General features: G+C 36.5%; 15 protein-coding genes. 4 read left to right on the forward strand and 11 right to left on the reverse strand.

Features of this window, described 5'->3' with window-relative positions; genetic code table 11:
- Positions 1 to 398 precede the first annotated feature (398 nt).
- Both FVQ77_09160 and FVQ77_09165 read left to right on the forward strand, forming a co-directional pair.
- Positions 399 to 5,222 (forward strand): T9SS type A sorting domain-containing protein, encoded by a 4,824-nt coding sequence (locus FVQ77_09160; protein ID MBW8050491.1) that lies wholly within the window; start codon positions 399 to 401, stop codon positions 5,220 to 5,222.
- An 11-nt stretch (positions 5,223 to 5,233) separates the two neighbouring features.
- A complete protein-coding gene (locus tag FVQ77_09165) occupies positions 5,234 to 6,373 on the forward strand; it encodes a T9SS type A sorting domain-containing protein (GenBank protein ID MBW8050492.1) in 1,140 nt (379 codons plus the stop codon).
- Positions 6,374 to 6,573: 200 nt separating this feature from the next.
- Here the strand turns inward: FVQ77_09165 and kdsB are convergent, their stop codons facing one another.
- The 9 genes from kdsB to FVQ77_09210 all read right to left on the reverse strand — a co-directional run bounded on the left by kdsB (position 6,574) and on the right by FVQ77_09210 (position 13,718).
- A complete protein-coding gene (kdsB, locus tag FVQ77_09170; GenBank protein ID MBW8050493.1) occupies positions 6,574 to 7,332 on the reverse strand; it encodes a 3-deoxy-manno-octulosonate cytidylyltransferase in 759 nt (252 codons plus the stop codon).
- Positions 7,325 to 8,065 (reverse strand): (d)CMP kinase, encoded by a 741-nt coding sequence (locus FVQ77_09175; protein MBW8050494.1) that lies wholly within the window; start codon positions 8,063 to 8,065, stop codon positions 7,325 to 7,327. The genes kdsB and FVQ77_09175 overlap by 8 nt, the downstream gene beginning before the upstream one ends.
- A gap of 570 nt (positions 8,066 to 8,635) precedes the next feature.
- Entirely contained in the window at positions 8,636 to 9,196 is a 561-nt protein-coding gene (locus tag FVQ77_09180) for a DUF1573 domain-containing protein (protein MBW8050495.1), read from the reverse strand.
- Between the two features lie 211 nt (positions 9,197 to 9,407).
- A complete protein-coding gene (locus FVQ77_09185; GenBank protein ID MBW8050496.1) occupies positions 9,408 to 10,556 on the reverse strand; it encodes an SH3 domain-containing protein in 1,149 nt (382 codons plus the stop codon).
- Entirely contained in the window at positions 10,556 to 10,831 is a 276-nt protein-coding gene (locus FVQ77_09190) for a hypothetical protein (protein MBW8050497.1), read from the reverse strand. Before FVQ77_09190 ends, FVQ77_09185 begins: the two co-directional genes overlap by 1 nt.
- Positions 10,832 to 10,878: 47 nt before the next feature.
- Positions 10,879 to 12,249 carry a pyridoxal-phosphate dependent enzyme gene (locus FVQ77_09195; protein MBW8050498.1) on the reverse strand — a complete coding sequence of 457 codons (1,371 nt, stop codon included), beginning with the start codon at positions 12,247 to 12,249 and terminating at the stop codon, positions 10,879 to 10,881.
- A gap of 20 nt (positions 12,250 to 12,269) precedes the next feature.
- A complete protein-coding gene (locus tag FVQ77_09200) occupies positions 12,270 to 12,689 on the reverse strand; it encodes a hypothetical protein (protein ID MBW8050499.1) in 420 nt (139 codons plus the stop codon).
- Position 12,690: 1 nt separating this feature from the next.
- Entirely contained in the window at positions 12,691 to 12,888 is a 198-nt protein-coding gene (locus tag FVQ77_09205; GenBank protein ID MBW8050500.1) for a succinyl-CoA synthetase subunit alpha, read from the reverse strand.
- A gap of 101 nt (positions 12,889 to 12,989) precedes the next feature.
- Positions 12,990 to 13,718, reverse strand: a complete 729-nt coding sequence (locus FVQ77_09210; protein ID MBW8050501.1) for a hypothetical protein — start codon at positions 13,716 to 13,718, stop codon at positions 12,990 to 12,992.
- A gap of 114 nt (positions 13,719 to 13,832) precedes the next feature.
- Between FVQ77_09210 and FVQ77_09215 the strand changes: the two genes are divergently transcribed.
- Positions 13,833 to 14,207 carry a DoxX family protein gene (locus tag FVQ77_09215; protein MBW8050502.1) on the forward strand — a complete coding sequence of 125 codons (375 nt, stop codon included), beginning with the start codon at positions 13,833 to 13,835 and terminating at the stop codon, positions 14,205 to 14,207.
- Between the two features lie 116 nt (positions 14,208 to 14,323).
- Here FVQ77_09215 and FVQ77_09220 read toward each other — a convergent pair whose 3' ends face one another.
- On the reverse strand, positions 14,324 to 15,199 hold the full coding sequence (locus tag FVQ77_09220) for a hypothetical protein (protein MBW8050503.1): 876 nt from the start codon (positions 15,197 to 15,199) through the stop codon (positions 14,324 to 14,326).
- Positions 15,189 to 15,956 carry a UDP-2,3-diacylglucosamine diphosphatase gene (locus FVQ77_09225; protein MBW8050504.1) on the reverse strand — a complete coding sequence of 256 codons (768 nt, stop codon included), beginning with the start codon at positions 15,954 to 15,956 and terminating at the stop codon, positions 15,189 to 15,191. The genes FVQ77_09220 and FVQ77_09225 overlap by 11 nt, the downstream gene beginning before the upstream one ends.
- 275 nt (positions 15,957 to 16,231) lie before the next feature.
- Between FVQ77_09225 and FVQ77_09230 the strand changes: the two genes are divergently transcribed.
- On the forward strand, positions 16,232 to 16,533 hold a 302-nt coding region (locus tag FVQ77_09230), incomplete at its 3' end, for a hypothetical protein (GenBank protein MBW8050505.1).

Consider the following 16,533-nt stretch of genomic DNA (forward strand, 5'->3'; position numbering starts at 1 on the left):
GGGTCAGACCCGCCAGAGGAACGGGCAGGCAAGAGTGAATTTGGGATAAACCAGAGTCAATTTGGGGTAGACAAGAGCTAATTTGGGATAGACCCGCCAGAGGAACGGGCAGGCAAGAGCCAATTTCGGTTGGTCAAAAGTGCTTTAATTACAGGCAGATGCGGGTTTGGGGTTGATTTTTGGTGGTTTTGGCAAGTTTTTTAGTTTTTTGTATTTGAATTCAGGATAATATTGCTTTGAAATAAAGCTCATATTAAGCATGATTATAGAAAATTATTAACGCAATTGACATTTTATTGAAAACTTTTTCAAAAATTACTTGTTTATTAAATATTGATTTTTTAAATTGCCGTCCTCTTACTAATTAACGGAATTTTAAATCTAAAACATCTGACATTATGAAAGCAAAAAATTTACTTACGAATTGGGTAATGATAACAGTTACAGCATTTTTGTTTAATGCGAGTGCATTTGCCCAAACAGTACCTTCTACTTCGATTGGTTATTCTTTAAATGGTTGTATTTATGATTCTACCGGTAATTGTGATTCTATTGCACCAATGTATGTATATGACAGATTTGGTAACAAGAAGTTGCTCGAAGAAATTACTGTTTCTCAAAATTCATACGTGGCAGGGTTTTTTAGAATTCACTTTCAGGATGAGGAAACTTCTAATGGAATAGGTTTTGACGATCAAAATGCAGGTACATTTTTTGCTACGATTGGTCAAGACAGAAGGGAAGTAGTAATTCAGGTATTTGAAGATTTATCTGTTCTTTTAGGCGGAGTTCTTCCAAATCCTTACCCTAATGAACCAAGTCCATGTGCTAGTCCATCTGATCCATTTCCTCTATGCAGAGTAGTGGAAATTAATGTGAGGGCATCTGCTGCTTTAGGAGGAGCTGGGGCCTCTGCCAATCAATGGCATCTTGATATTGGAACGGGCATTACGTATGGAAATGTGTGGGAATATATAAATACAGGATATGACCCTTACTTTAACTTGTCAAATCCGCCACTTGCCCCTGCACCTGCGTATCATGGATTTATGACAGTTGATTTTGTATCCGGTTTTACTTGGAATACAAATTTAAATGCTGGTGCTGGAGTAGGGGAGCTTGACTTATATTCTGGTATATTGCACGAAGTATTGCATATGCTTGGTATGGGCTCGGCAATATCGTTTGATGGAACATCTTCATATATACCAGGTGCAGGAATAGGAACCGCTGGTAGGTATAATCTTTGGGATAATTTTCTACAAACAACTGGAGGAGTTTCTCTGCTTAATTTTGATCTTGATGCAGGTTGTTATGATCCACAATTTAATACTGCAACTTTAGGTTCTCTGACAGCAACATGCTCTGGAGTAAATTTTGTGGGACCCGGAAACACTCCTAATCACCCCATTACTACAACACCATCTTTTAATCCAGCAACTAGTTTAAGCCACTTTAATTGCAGCAACGTAGTGGGATTTGCGCTGAACCCAGGTATTAGCACTAATTCTACTCAACGATTTCCAAATATTGTTGAGGCACAGGCATTATGTGCATTGGGTTATAATGTTTCAGGAACGTACGGAAATGGAGATTATGGAATATCAACTCACATTTATGGAGGTACTACCTGCTCGATTTCCAGAATTGTTTCTGGCACAAATGACTTTAAACAGTACAAACTTGATAATACATGTTCTGCCTTTACGGTAGAATCTGGACAGCCAATAGATTTTATTGATTTTACAACTAATACTAATGCATGCAATGACAATTCAATATTAGATAATGATAATGGAGCTGTTGCAATATCATGTTTGGAAGTTGTTATTGGAGGTACAACAGCAGATAATTTATCAAATTTTACCTTACCTACCACTACTTCATTTACTTATACCCCGCCTATTTTATTTGTTGGGCAGGCATTGATAAAATATAGACCTGTAAATGCAAATAATGAAAGAGGAAATATTACATATATTTTCATTAATGTTACTGCTCCTCCTCTTGCTGTTTGTGTAGGTACTGGACTTTGTGGTGAGAATATATTATGTTACGGTAGTTTTGAAGAACTTACACCTGCCGGTATAAATGGTGCCTCCGGTTTAGCACCTCTCTTTGATTTTACTTGTACAGACATTGTTCAAGAATTAAATAATAAAGCTCATCTTTGGAGTACAGCAGGCCCTAATATAGTTTTTAATGTTTCATGTGGGACTGGTACTATGTTAGATGCTGTCGATGGAGATTTGGTTGTTGGTTTTTGGGAAGAAGTAGGTGGTGCTACTTTTGACCCTGTTATCTTTTTCCCACTAAGTAGACCAATAGAACAGAATCACACATATAATATATCTTATTTTGCCTATGTTTTAAATAATGCTAATTGCATTGTGGATTTAGATATTAATTTGAGTGAACAATATCCATGTGTTCCTCCAAATCATACATTTAACTTAAGTCCATGTGATATAACCCCACCATGTGATACTTATGCTCCTCTATTAATCTGGGATGACGAAGCTGTAACAACTCAAACTTGGACACAACATTCCCTTATTTATACACATGCAGGTAATGACATGAATTTTTTATTACTATCTATGGATGGAGTGGCGTTGGATAGTTATGTTTTTATTGATAATGTTAGTGTAGTTGAAGAAGAATTAGAACTTGGAGTTACCAGTGTTGTTTCTAATAATGCTCCCTGTGTGAATGATAACATTACAATTACTTATACGATATGTAATAATGGAATCATAACTAATATAGATGATATTGGTTTATTAGCTAATGTACCTTCTGGTTTGAATATTGTCGCTAATGCCGATTTTAATATTAATGGTGAGGCAACAATTGCAGCAGGCACATTAGCTCCAAGTAACTGTGTTGACAGAATATTAGAATTAAACGTTGATCCTGGAGCTATTCCAGGTTCTCCCATACCTGTTGAACTAACAACCGTGCCGGGGGCATGTATAGATGGCATTCAGGTAATTGATGATATAATTCCCGGAATTGATGGTATTTTAACAATTTCAAAGAATGTTTCACAAAACATTATTTATAACGCTGGAGACCCGATTGTTTATGAAATCACAATTTGTAATACACAAGCACAGGCAGTTACAGGAATTATTGTAGAAGATATTCTGCCAACAGAGTTAATTTTTAATAGTGGCTTAACCATTGACTTTACAGACATAAGCGGAACCTTAACTTCAAATCCTTTTGATCTGGCCGGAGGTCAATGTACAACTTTAGAAATTTTTGCAGACATTGACGGAACTGTTCCGAATTGTACGAATATCAATAATTGTGCAACTGTTGTTTCCGGGAATGGATTATGTAATACAATTGATGATTGTTTTGACATTACCCTTGGCGGATTGGACGCAATAATTAGTGCAAGTACAGATGAAAGTTGTAGCGGTGCATGTGATGGTGAAGCAACTGTTACGGTTACAGGAGGCACTTCACCTTTTGTGTATTCGTGGGATGATCCATTGCTGCAAAACACATCTACAGCCGTTAATTTATGTGCCGGTATTTATAATGTAACAGTTACCGATGCCAATTTATGTGAAGCGACAGCAAGTGTTACTATTAACGATCCGGGTATTCCATGTGTCTCTAACTGTAATGTCTCATTCTGGCTAGATGGTACGTCTGTAGTAAACTTGATTCCTCCATGTGATGGAGTATCTCCGGCTCCTCCTCCCCCGTCTGTATGGATTGCATCGCCTTGTCCAGGTTCTAATTATGGTTATGTCATTTTTATTTATAACCCTTCTGGCAGTGAGACATGGAATGTTAATACTACAATAGACATACAATTAGACAATATGTTCTATTTAAACACTGTATATTCCACCTGTAATTTTACAACTACTACCGTACCCGGCAGTTCATCGGTACAGTATGTACTTAATTCGCCTATACCAGGGGGCACTTTCTGTCAGATAGGAATGACAACTCAGAATATCACAATACCCGGCAGTGGATTATGGAATACGACTGCCACAATGAACATAAATTGTGCTGATGGCTCTACTCCATCTTTTAATACCTCCCTACAGGAAGGACCAGATACATGTTCCTGTGATCCTAATGAAAAACAAGTTTCCCCTGCAGGTTGTGGTGAATTAGGGTTTATTACTAATCAAGAGCTTACTTATACACTGTTATTTCAGAATTTAGGTACTGGACCCGCACATGATATAGTTTTGCGGGATACAATAGATAATGATTTAGACCTTAATTCAATACAAATATTGGCAAGCAGCCATACAATTACAAATACTCAAATAAACCTGGCAGATCGTGAATTCGTAATCACCTTTCAAGGTATTGAGCTTCCTGCGGAACAAGATGATTCACCGGGAAGTAATGGTTTTGTAGCATATAGTATAATGCCTTTCCCGGGGTTACCGGAAGGAACTACCATTACTAACTCAACAGGTATCTTTTTTAACGGACTTCCGCCAGTTATTACCAATACGGTTATTAATACCATAGTAAATGATCCTGTTGTAACAGTGGACGCAGGACAGGATCAAATTGTATTTTTTGGATATGATCCTGAAGCATGTGTTACCCTTACAGCTACTGCTACTGGCGCTTTACCTCCATATAGCTTTGAATGGAGCACGGGAGAAACTACCCAAACTATTATAGTATGTCCTGAAGGAACTACTAATTATACTGTAATAGCAAATGCAAGCCGATGTTTATCTGCTCCTGATACTGTAACCGTAAATGTGGTAGATGTGCATTGTGGCAATAATAATAAAAAGGTGCAAATTTGCCATATTCCACCGGGAAATCCTGATAATCCGCAAACATTATGTATAAGTTCAAACGCTGTTCCTGCTCATTTGACAAATCATGGTGATTATTTGGGCCTATGTGTAGTGGATTCTTCATTATTTGACAGCTTAAATTTGCAAGTGCAATTTTCAAATGTGTTCTTAACAGCATATCCAAATCCTTTTTCACAAAAGACGATCATTACTTTTAGTTTGCCTGAACCAGGGAACGTTATATTAGAAGTTTTCTATTTAAATAGTTTGGATGTTGTCAAGTTGTTTGAAGGTTATGCAGAAGCGAATATCTTGTATCCAGTAGAATTTAATACCATAGATTTATCGCCTGGCATATATTTCTATAGATTGGTAACTGATACAGAAACATATAATAAGAAGTTGGTATTAATTAATGACTAAAAACATAGATTATGAAAACAATTAACTATTTATACCCGCTAAGTTGGCGGATTACAAAATTGGCTTTCTGTACAATTATATTTACAGTATTAGCTCAATTTTCTTATTCTCAAGTTCCTAATGACAGTTGTTTAAGTGCAACTAATTTAGGATATTTAGATTGGTTTCCCGGTGGTTGTGTGCCCAGTCCAAGTGGGAATGAGATGGATACTTGTGTTTTTGGTTCAAATACTAATTCCATTCCAAATTTTCCCTATTATTCCATGTCTAATTGTTCAGGATATACTAATTCAACTGCATCTCCTGCCAATGACGTATGGTATAAGTTTAAAACGCCAGGATTTTCTATATATGTGCAAAAAGAATCGCCATCTGCAATTGATACATTGCATTTGAATATTTGGGTAGGTAATAATTGCTCATCATTAAAGCAACTAAAATGCTATACAATGGACTCAATAAGTACGGTATTAATAGATACACTTGCGTTTTTTGATGTTTTAGCTACGATTTCTGAGGATATTTATTTACAATTTAGCGGAAATTCTGTTGGAGTAATGGGCGATTTTTATTTTGAACTTAGGGGATGTTTAGCATGTTCCTTTTATTCGTTTTATAATGCCGGTATTGCTCCTGACAGCTTGTGTTTTGACTACCAAACAGATTATTCTAATACAAGCTATACCGGAGCCAATGATGGGACAGCATCAGTTATAATAAGTGCAGGAAATGCCCCATATACATATAACTGGTCAGATGGGAATTCCGATAGTATCAGAACGAATTTATCTGAAGGTATTTATTATGTTACTATTTCAGATGTAAATGGGTGTACGGAAACAGATACTATTGAAATTCTTACTGATTCTGTAGTATCTATTATTAATAATATCTATGATGACAAGACATTTAGAATTTATCCGAATCCAAATAGGGGCGAATTTGTAATAGAAATGGATGTTTTAAAAGTGCAGGATTTGGAAATTAAATTGCTAAATATAACTGGTCAGGTGATTTATGATGAATATTTGCAACAATTCAAGGGTGCTTATCTCAAACGAATTGATGTAAAAGAGTTTTCTCCGGGGGTTTATCAGGTGCAGATAAAAACAGGTTATGGTGAAGTTAATGAAAAGATAGTTATTGAATAAACGTTCTCTTTCCTTTTCTTTTCAATCCTTTTGTGTCAAAGAACTACGAAATTTTCTGTTGAAACTAAAGTGTCAAATCGTTACTCTTTTCTTTTTGAAATTATTACGAGCGTTTCAACGGAGTACAATTTTTTATTTTATTGTTGCCAATGCATGGCGCCTGGGGTTCATCCCCGCCAAATTGGCGGGGCTATGCGCCTTTAACTGTCAATTTTTCCCAGATCTTCTTTCGTATCAATACCAATACTATCAATCCCGGTAATCGCAACCTTAATTTTATATCCATTTTCAATCCACCTTAGCTGCTCCAAAGATTCACTTTGTTCGAGCGGGGAGGGAGGTAGTTTTGTTATTTTTTCCAATATGTCGCTGCGGTAGGCATAGATGCCTATATGTTTATAAAAGGAATGCTCATGAAGCCATTTAGACTCAGGTATTCCCTTCAGGTATGGGATGGTTTGGCGGCTGAAATAGATGGCATTAAAATCTTTGTCAAATATTACTTTTACAATATGTGGGTCAAATAGTTCCCGGGTATTGTCTATTTTTTTAATCAGTGTGGCAATTTCAATAGGTGGTTTATTCAGCGTAGATATAAGGGTTTCTATTTGTTTGGGTTTAATAAAAGGTTCATCACCCTGGATATTTACAATAAAGTCATCAGGTTTTCCTTTACTGCTACTGCCGCTGCGACTTATTCGCCAGGCTTCAAAGCATCTTTCCGTACCGTTTTTATGGTCATGGCTTGTCATCACAACATGGCCGCCAAAAGCTAACACATGGTCATATATCTTTTTGTGGTCTGTGGCTACCAATACCTGGTTGATTGAACCGGCTTTTGCAGCTTGTTCATAAACGCGCTGTATCATAGATTTACCCTTGATATTTGCCAGCGGCTTTCCCGGGAACCTGGTTGAATGATACCGGGAGGGGATTATGGCTGTTATTTGTTTATTCATTGATTTTTTCTTTCGCCAGCTTCATCACAAAACCCACCTGCTCCTCTACTGTAATAGAAGTAACGTCTAAGAGATAGGCGTCATTAGCTTTTACGAGCGGGCTGTCAATGCGGGTTGTATCCAGGAAATCGCGGTTTTTGATGTTTTCAACGATCTGGTCAAAATCTTCTTTCTGGTTTCTTGCTAAATAATCTTTTTGCATCCTTTCTGCCCTTACATACAGATCGGCTTGCATAAATATCTTTAATTCTGCGTTGGGAAAGACTTTTGTTCCTATGTCCCTGCCGTCTATCACCACGCCCTTTTTTTTACCCAACTGCTGCTGCTGCGCAACCATAGCTTTTCTAACCTGGGTTATTGCACTTACCTCACTGACCTTTTCAGAGATATACATTTTCCTGATCTCCTCTTCTACATTCAACCCATTAAGATAAGTATCAGCTTTGCTGGCTGCTTTTTTAGTGGTATCAGGTGTTTGTAGAGACGTTGCATGCAACGTCTCTACAAACACCTGATACCGAAATGAAATATTAATAGCATCTAATGCTTTTGTTATGGCTTTATGATCAGAGGCGCTAATGTTATTTTGATGAAAATATAAGGTAACTGCCCTGTACATGGCTCCGGAGTCAATATAAGTGTAGGCAAGATTGCCGGCTACTGCTTTGGCGGTAGTGCTTTTGCCGCAGGAAGAGTATCCGTCAATGGCGATGATAATTCGCTTCGCTGTCATACGGTTGTCATTCAGTTGTCATACGATTGTATGACTAACAATTAACCGATAATAAATAACTATTGTAGCAACAATTTAATTACGCAATATTGTAATCATAAAATACATTATTTCATTGTTCAATTGTTAAGATGGTTATATGGTTATATGGCTTTATGGCAACTAAATTGCCAGCAATTAAGCAGCGAGTTTAAACCTATGAGATTAGTAACTCTTTCAGCTAATCACAAACCATTTAACCATATAGCCATATAACCATTTGTTGATTAATAACGAAAGAATCTATTTATTACAAATTAATGTTGCAAAACTAAATTGTTGCTACACTACCATAAAAAATCTAAGTGGATTCAACAATCCTTCATCGGGCAGGGTATGGGGCCGCCTTTTTTTGGTATTTTTTTGTTACTCTTGCAGCCATTTAAACCGCATGCTAAAAGAGAAAATACGAGGAAAAACAAAATAATTCTTTTTTTCATATGTTGCTATATTTGTGTGGTCACTTATTCATAGTTTGTGTCTGTTAATTCTACTGCCATTTTTAAGAACTTAAATTTATTTAAAAAAGAATTACTTAACATTTGCCTTAATGGTCAGATGCCTGTGAGCCGGCTCTGTATTTGCGCTCACATGAATGATCTTTTGCTGGAATCCCGCAGGATTATCACCGCCAAGCTCAACCGTTATTTCTCCCGTTCCTCCCTGTGGTATTGGTTCAGTGGGCCAGGAAACAACGGATGCGCCTGCATCTGCGGTTACATTGCTCAACATCAGAGGAAGATTTCCCGTGTTTGTGAATTTAAAAGTATGGCTTTTTTTTGTACCCGCATTCAACGTCCCAAGATCAACATCAGTTTGCTCAAATATCATAGTAGTGGTTGAAGCTTGCTGCTGCCCGACATTGAGAGGAACAGTAGCGGACTGCTGACCCAGATCAATGGGAACAGTAACGGATTGCTCACCAGGAGTAACGGGCTTTTGCCCTCCCTGCATCTGTGTGCTGATGCCTGTGCCTCTACCAATATCCGCACTCTTCTTTGAAGTCATTATCACGCCGGTCTGGATAATCAGGACAACGGCAATAATGCCCAACAAAGCTATTTTTAATTGTTCTTGCTTTTCTTTATTCATGGTTGTTTTTTTAATTTGATGCTAATATACGAATAAAAATCTGTATAATCAGCGTAATCAATGTAATCAGCGGTTATATTTTTCTACCTTTAACCACTCTCTGCTCTTTCCTGTATTTTTGTAGCTTCCTCTAGTCACGTGTCAGGTGAACTGAATTTAAATGATAAGCAGGCGATCTTTACATGAACACATGAACACACGAACACTTTCCCTAAGCTTCACAAGGAGTTACCATGTCTAATACTGTAATATACCATTTCCCTCCAATCAAAGAGAAATAAAAGCTCATTCCATCCGCTGTGAGGATAACCCCCAGGCTTACAGTAGATTCAATATTTTTTGCTTCTTTAATGTCCTGTCCGGAAATTCTATATTCCTTTGCCATAGCCGAATAATTAGCGGTAGCGTTTATTTTATTAAAGTTCTTTACATCATCCGAAAAACAACCTTGCTTGCTCCAACCATTCAATTTATCACAATCTACTGTAGGCAGCGCTTCATATTTTATAGCACAATCAATCTTTTGACCGGCAATCCATGAGTAAGATTCGATGATCTCTTCAAAAGATGTATATTTTGTTGCTATGGCAAATGCACCCGGATTACCAAGGACATAAATGCCATTTTCAGGATGAATATATTGATTGATCTCCGTATAATTCCTGGAGTAAATTAACCCCAAAATTTCATTAACATTGACAGCTTTAGCAATATCGGCTTCTTCAGGGTATAAAAGCCTTTGTAACTCTTCTATGAAAACAGAACCGGAAAGAGCAGAGTTATCTAAAATTTCTTTGATCTTTTCATCTTTCCGTTCCTGGTCTTTTTCAGAAAAGGCTTTTGTTGCCAGTATAGCAACAGCTACGTCTTTATCATTAAAAGTTACATTTTCATTTTTTATCCAGCCACTCTTTTTTCTCTTATTCCCAATCACTTCAAGCCAATCGTCCTGCTCATTTACCACAGCAACCATCTCCATAGTTTCAAAAGCATCATCTGTACCGGTTAACAGGTCGGGCCTTTTATGAATAACTGCCTTTTGGATAAAAGCTGCCGGTACTGCATCTATGGCAAGCAGATATGCATGAACCCACCCTTGTTTTCCATCAGATAACCTAATATTGTAAAATTCCCTGTTTTTATCAGTAGAATCTATGGCGGTATCTCCGAGCATGGTGAGGGTTTCACCAAGCGAAATTGAGGCTAACCATTTAGCCTGTTTTGAAGGTGCATCACGCAATGTGCTGCCCTCCCAGATACAAACCGCTGATAGCTCTTTGGCGGTGGTATCTTCCTGTTCAGATCGTTCTGTGCAGGAAGCCACTATTACCATAATAAGTAAGATTAAAATCTTTTTCATTATTTAAAAAATGTAAAAAGGAAACCTAAAATAAATGCTATCTGCCCTATCCAAAAGGCAAACATCCAGCGAATATTTTGGGTATGTAATGAGTGCATTTCTGTTCTTAGCCCACCTATTTCTTCTGCTAATCTTTTTTCAAATTTTTGTTCTGCATGTTCAATAATATCTCCCTTATTGTTACCATTAGCATCATTTATTAGGTCAACAAGAGAATCGGAAGCTTCATCTCCTAATTTCTCTCTTAAAGGTTTTGGTATTGTAATAATTGCCATAGTTTAGTATGTTTTATAATATTAAACGAATAATAATCAAAATTAGTTTATTTCATAAACGCCACCAAAATATCATGCTCGGTAATTATATGAACTTTGTTGTCTTTATCCCTAACTAATAAGGCTTTGTTTTCTTCGTTGATCAGCGATGAAAGTACATCAAGCGTGTTATCCATCGCCACAAAAGGAAACGGTTCATCCATTATCTCCCCAACAGGTTTACCCATGATATTAGGATTTTCGATCAGGGCGCTCACCACGTGAGTATCCATCAGGCTTCCAACTATATTACCATTTTCAAAGACGACAATTTGTGATATTGCCGTTTTGTTCATCTTTTTGATCGCTTCACCTACTGTTTCATTTTTTTCAATGGTTATAAGCTTTCCATTTTCTCTCTTACTTAGTATAATTTCCCGGGCCGTAGCAAATCCTTTCTTTTCCAGGAAGCCATGATCATTCATCCAGTCATCATTATAGACTTTATTGAGATAGCGTGTTCCATGGTCGGGCAGGATTATTACCATAAGATCGTCTTTATTCAAATGCTGCTTTGCCCATTCCAATGCTCCATGAACCGCTGAACCTGAAGACCAGCCGGCAAATATGCCTTCTTCTCTTACAAGCCTTCTCGTCATCAGGGCTGCATCTTTATCAGTAACCTTTACAAATTCGTCAATCAGGTCAAAATCTACGTTTTTAGGAAGTATATCTTCGCCAATTCCCTCGGTGAGGTAAGGATATATCTCATTTTTATCAAAAATGCCTGTTTCTTTATACTTTTTGAAAACCGAGCCATAAGTATCTATTCCCACAGTTTTGATATCTTTGTTTTGTTCTCTCAAATACTTAGCCACCCCGCATATCGTTCCTCCGGTACCTACTCCTGCTGCAAAACAGGTGATCTTACCCTCTGTCTGCTTCCAGATCTCCGGCCCGGTGGATTCATAATGAGCGGCTGTATTGGACAGATTATCGTATTGATTCACATACACGGAATTGGGTATTTCTTTGTGAAATTTCCTGGCAACAGAATAATAAGACCTCGGATCATCCGATGACACATTGGTAGGGCAAACGACCACCTCTGCTCCAAAAGCCCTGAGAATATTTATTTTTTCCTGTGATTGCTTGTCTGAGACCGTAAAAATACATTTATAGCCTTTGGAAATAGCAGTTAAAGCTAATCCCATACCGGTATTGCCTGACGTCCCTTCTATGATGGTGCCGCCAGGTTTGAGTGTTCCTTCTTTTTCAGCATCTTCAATCATTTTTAAAGCGATCCTGTCTTTTACGGAGTGGCCGGGATTAAAATATTCAACCTTGACCAGGATGGCGCCCTTGATGCCTTTAGTTAGCTGGCTGAGCTTTATCAGGGGCGTGTTTCCAACGGTTTCTATGATGGAGTCGTGATACATTGTTCTATTGTTCTATTGTTCTATTGCATTGTATTGAGTGTCTGTATTTTTTCAAAAATTATCTTTTGATTGTATTCTTCAAATATAATTTTGAACTTGTTAAATATATCTTTTCTTCCTAATAAATATGGAACTTGTTCCGTTAAAGCAATAGCTACATTTGATTTTATTTCAACATTTGCGATTTTAAGTTCAACTTCCTTTATTATTACTGATATACCACCACGCCCAACTCCACTTAATCCTTTAATTTCTTCATCTTCGATCCTAATTCCTAAAAATCTAATAAATGATAAAGGTAAAAGTGTTATATCTGCTCCTGAATCCACACAACCCAATGCAGAAACCCAACCTGTATTTGTTTTTATTCCGAATTCAATAAGCGGCATTAGAATTTCTCCAAATATAGGCGTACTTTCTTTTTTATATCTGAATTCCATATCAAATAAATAGGCCCTCTTTCCGAACAAATGCCAATACTGGGTTTTTGTCTGGATGTTCTTTTTTAGCTTTTTGGTAAACTTTTATCGCATTATTTCCACTGGCAACCACCTTGTTTTTAATGATTGCGATATGCTTACCTCTATAGCTCTCAAGTTCATCGGTGGCATTAGCAAACCATTTTAATTCTTCGCTCATTTTTTTCTAATAATTAATTGAATCAAAAATAGTAAAGATCATTGAAATTGCAAAATTTTAAAGTATATTTTATGTAAAGAAAAGTTTTGGTCTTGAAAAAACTAAAACTTTAACCCAGCGCCTATACTGATGCTTAGATCATTAAATTTATAAAATTCTTTCATTTCATAGTCAAATCCTGCGGTTCTTTGTTGTTTTATTGATAAACCAGGATTGTGTACTCTTTGCCATCTGCTGCCTAAAAACAAAATATCAACCGGAAATGATAATTCAAGATTAAGTTTGTCTGTAATGAAATATTTTACACCTGGAATAAATCCCAATAAAAATCCTGTATACAAATAGTGATATTTATACGAAAATGATAAATATGGAACTGTAATTTGGTCATAAAAAGAATATTTCATCGAACTCCCTATGTAAGGCTTGAAATCAGTTTCCTCATTTTTTAAAAAATAATAATTAAATTGATATTTTAATCCGATATCAATACGTCTAATTTTTGCACCACTAATAATATTCCCTTGATTATCAGTTGATTTTGTGTCTCTTTTATTGATACTTAATTTACTCAATTCAAATCCATGTGTAAACTTAAAGGTACGGCCTACCTCAATTTCGGGAGCAATATTTCCAAAGTTTGCTTCTTTAATATAATAGGAATAGTATAGATTTACTTTTTCTTTATCTTGAAAGGAATAGTATAGATTTATCTTTGCAATTTTTACTTTTAATTTCTTGTCATTTTCATGATCCTGACATACGGCTAGTATAGTAGGAAAGGTAACAAGTAAAATGAATAGAGCTGGTGTTATTTTATTATTACGCATTAAAAAAAGTTAAATTATTGTTTGCAAGTTAAAAAATATATCTACCTTCGCGCCCTGGTTTTACACTAACTAAATGTGTGCCAGGTGGAAACACCTGGCGCCACTTCAAAAACTATGGAAATTCTAACAACTACCGTTGCACGAATTATTTTCGCATTGCCATTTGGTATCTTTGGCGTTATGCATTTTATGGGGGCGAAGGATATGGGAGGCATGGTTCCTTCTTTTATTCCAGGAGGTGTTTTTTGGATTTATCTAACCGGTGCTGCTTTGGTAGCAGCCTGTATTAGCATCATTATTCAAAAAATGGCAAAGTTGTCATGCCTGTTATTGGCTCTTATGCTGCTTTTATTTATTCTTACTATGCATATACCGGGCTTAATGAATGAGATGACTATGCAGATGTCTATGATGTCATTGCTAAAAGATATGGCACTCATGGGCGGAGCGCTTACTTATGCAGGTATTTTTGCTAAAGAAGAAGCATAAGTAATCCCAACAATTTAATACAAACCCTCCTTTTCTCATTAACCCCTGACTTAAGTCAGGGGTTAATGAGAAAAGGAGGGTTTTTTTGTGGGTTTGAAACAGGGCAGTCTGAAAATCTATCTTTGTTTATAAATAAAAAAATAATCCTCCGAAAACAAACAGACCTGGTTTTTAAAAACTATGGTATTAATAAAAATTTTGTCTTCAGGTAATTGAATAGTCCTGGTATTAAAATTGTAAAGATGAAACAGGTGTATTTTATTGTCTTCCAGGTAATATAGTTCTTCATTGAGAAAGCCGAAACTTTCGAGCCGGGTGAAAGGGAGTTTCTTTTTATAGTTACCTAGGTTATCAAACACTAAGATCCCGGAATTATAGTCGTTGATAAAGAGCATATTCTGGTATTCCCGCATGAAGTTGATATCGTAGTCCCGGGCATCAAGCAGCAGGTCAAGTGGCGTTTCAATCGTAATGGTTTGAAGCTGAATGTCATGCTTTTTTAAGCTAAAATCGCTATCATCAATGATCCACAGGTTATTATCCGCGGCAAGGGTAGCTGTTCTTGCAAATCCAATGGATGAAAGGTCAAAATTATAAATGGATATCGGTGCAAGAAACCTGTCAAGCATTACGTACTCCTGAAAGTCTTTATAGAATAAAAATATCTTTACGCTGTTCCAGGCTTCAATCAATGAAATGCTGCCTATTTTCTGTGGAGAATAGGTTAATTTAGTATTTCCTGCTGTATCATATTTATTTACATTTCCGTCTCCGTCACAAACAAAGATATTGTTATACCTGTCAACGGAAACTTTATCAGGTGACTTTACCGGTATGGTTTTAATTAGTTGTAGTGATTGGCTGTAACAGTTGAGAGTTGATCCCGATAAATATCGGGAACAGTTGACAATCAGCAGTAGACAAAGCGCAGCACGTAGAGCGCGCAACACATAGCGGATGGCGTAAATAATATGGTTAGTTTTAGGTTTCAAAATATTTAAGCTCCAGCTTTTCACCATCAAAAACAGCATAAGCGCAGTGATGAACCCATTCTCCCAGGTTTATATACCGGCTGTTTTCAGAAACATCCATATCCATAGGCAAATGCCGGTGACCGAAAATATAATAATCGTGATGGGAGTTTGATTCTATTTGTTTGCAAAAGTTAAACAGCCACTCCTTTTCTCCCATGAATTTTTCTTTCTGATCTTTAGCAAGCCGGCTTCTTTTTGAGGCATAATGACCAATTGCTATACCTGCATTGGGATGTATCCATGCAAAAAGCCATTGACAAATTTTACTTTCAAAGATCTTTTTTATAAGCTTGTACAGTTTGTCGTGTGGGCCAAGTCCGTCACCGTGGCCTGTCAAAAATTTTTTGCCGGAAATGATAATTTCCTGGGCTTTTCTATAAACAGCAATGTTTAATTCTTTGGTAAAATAATCAAACATCCACATATCGTGGTTGCCCGTAAAAAAAACAACTGTGATGCCTTTGTCTGTGAGCTCTGCAAACTTGCCCTGGATCCTTATAAAACCCTTAGGGATGGCGTGCTTATACTCAAACCAAAAATCAAATATATCTCCTAATATAAATACAGCTTTTGCATCATTTTCTATACTGTTAAGCCATCTTACTATTTTTTTTTCCCTTTCAAGACTTTCAGCCGGGTTAGGCATACCGAGATGGAAATCGGAGGCGAAGTAAACTTTTTGACCGTTTTTGAGATGATCAATTGATTTTATCATTTATTTTTTAATGAGTATCCACTTTTATACCTAACCGCAAAGACGCAAAGGATAATTTTTAAAAAGACTTTGCGTCTTGGCCCCGAGTACTCGGGGGTGAAAAAAATTAGGTATGATTACGGATAGTCATGTATTTTTAGTAAGAAATTTAGTTTATCTCAACGCCAAATCTAAATGTTCTTTCCGGTAATTCTTTGGTTTTATCAAAAAAGTTGCAAAAAGTCTTGACTTTAGTACAAAAATCACCTATATTGTGAAAAAATATGAGCATTACTATGAAAAATTATTCTTTACAGGTAAAAAATCTCACATGCAAGAGCTATAACTGTATACAGAAGCTAAAGGAACAGTTAGAAAAAATTCATGTTCATGTAAATAATATAGTGCCGGGAAAGATCATTCTTACCAATAAGCCTGGTCAGTTTCGGTTGATGAGGATAAGGGTTGTTTTAAGAAATAATAAAATGCAGCTTATTGTTAGCAGAAAGCAAATGATCGTGGAAAAGATAAAAGGTACCATAAATAATTTAATTTTTAATAGCAAAATAAATATGAACAACTCTGATTATATAAGTGA

The sequence above is a fragment of the Cytophagales bacterium genome, from assembly GCA_019456305.1.
GTDB lineage: Bacteria > Bacteroidota > Bacteroidia > Cytophagales > VRUD01 > VRUD01.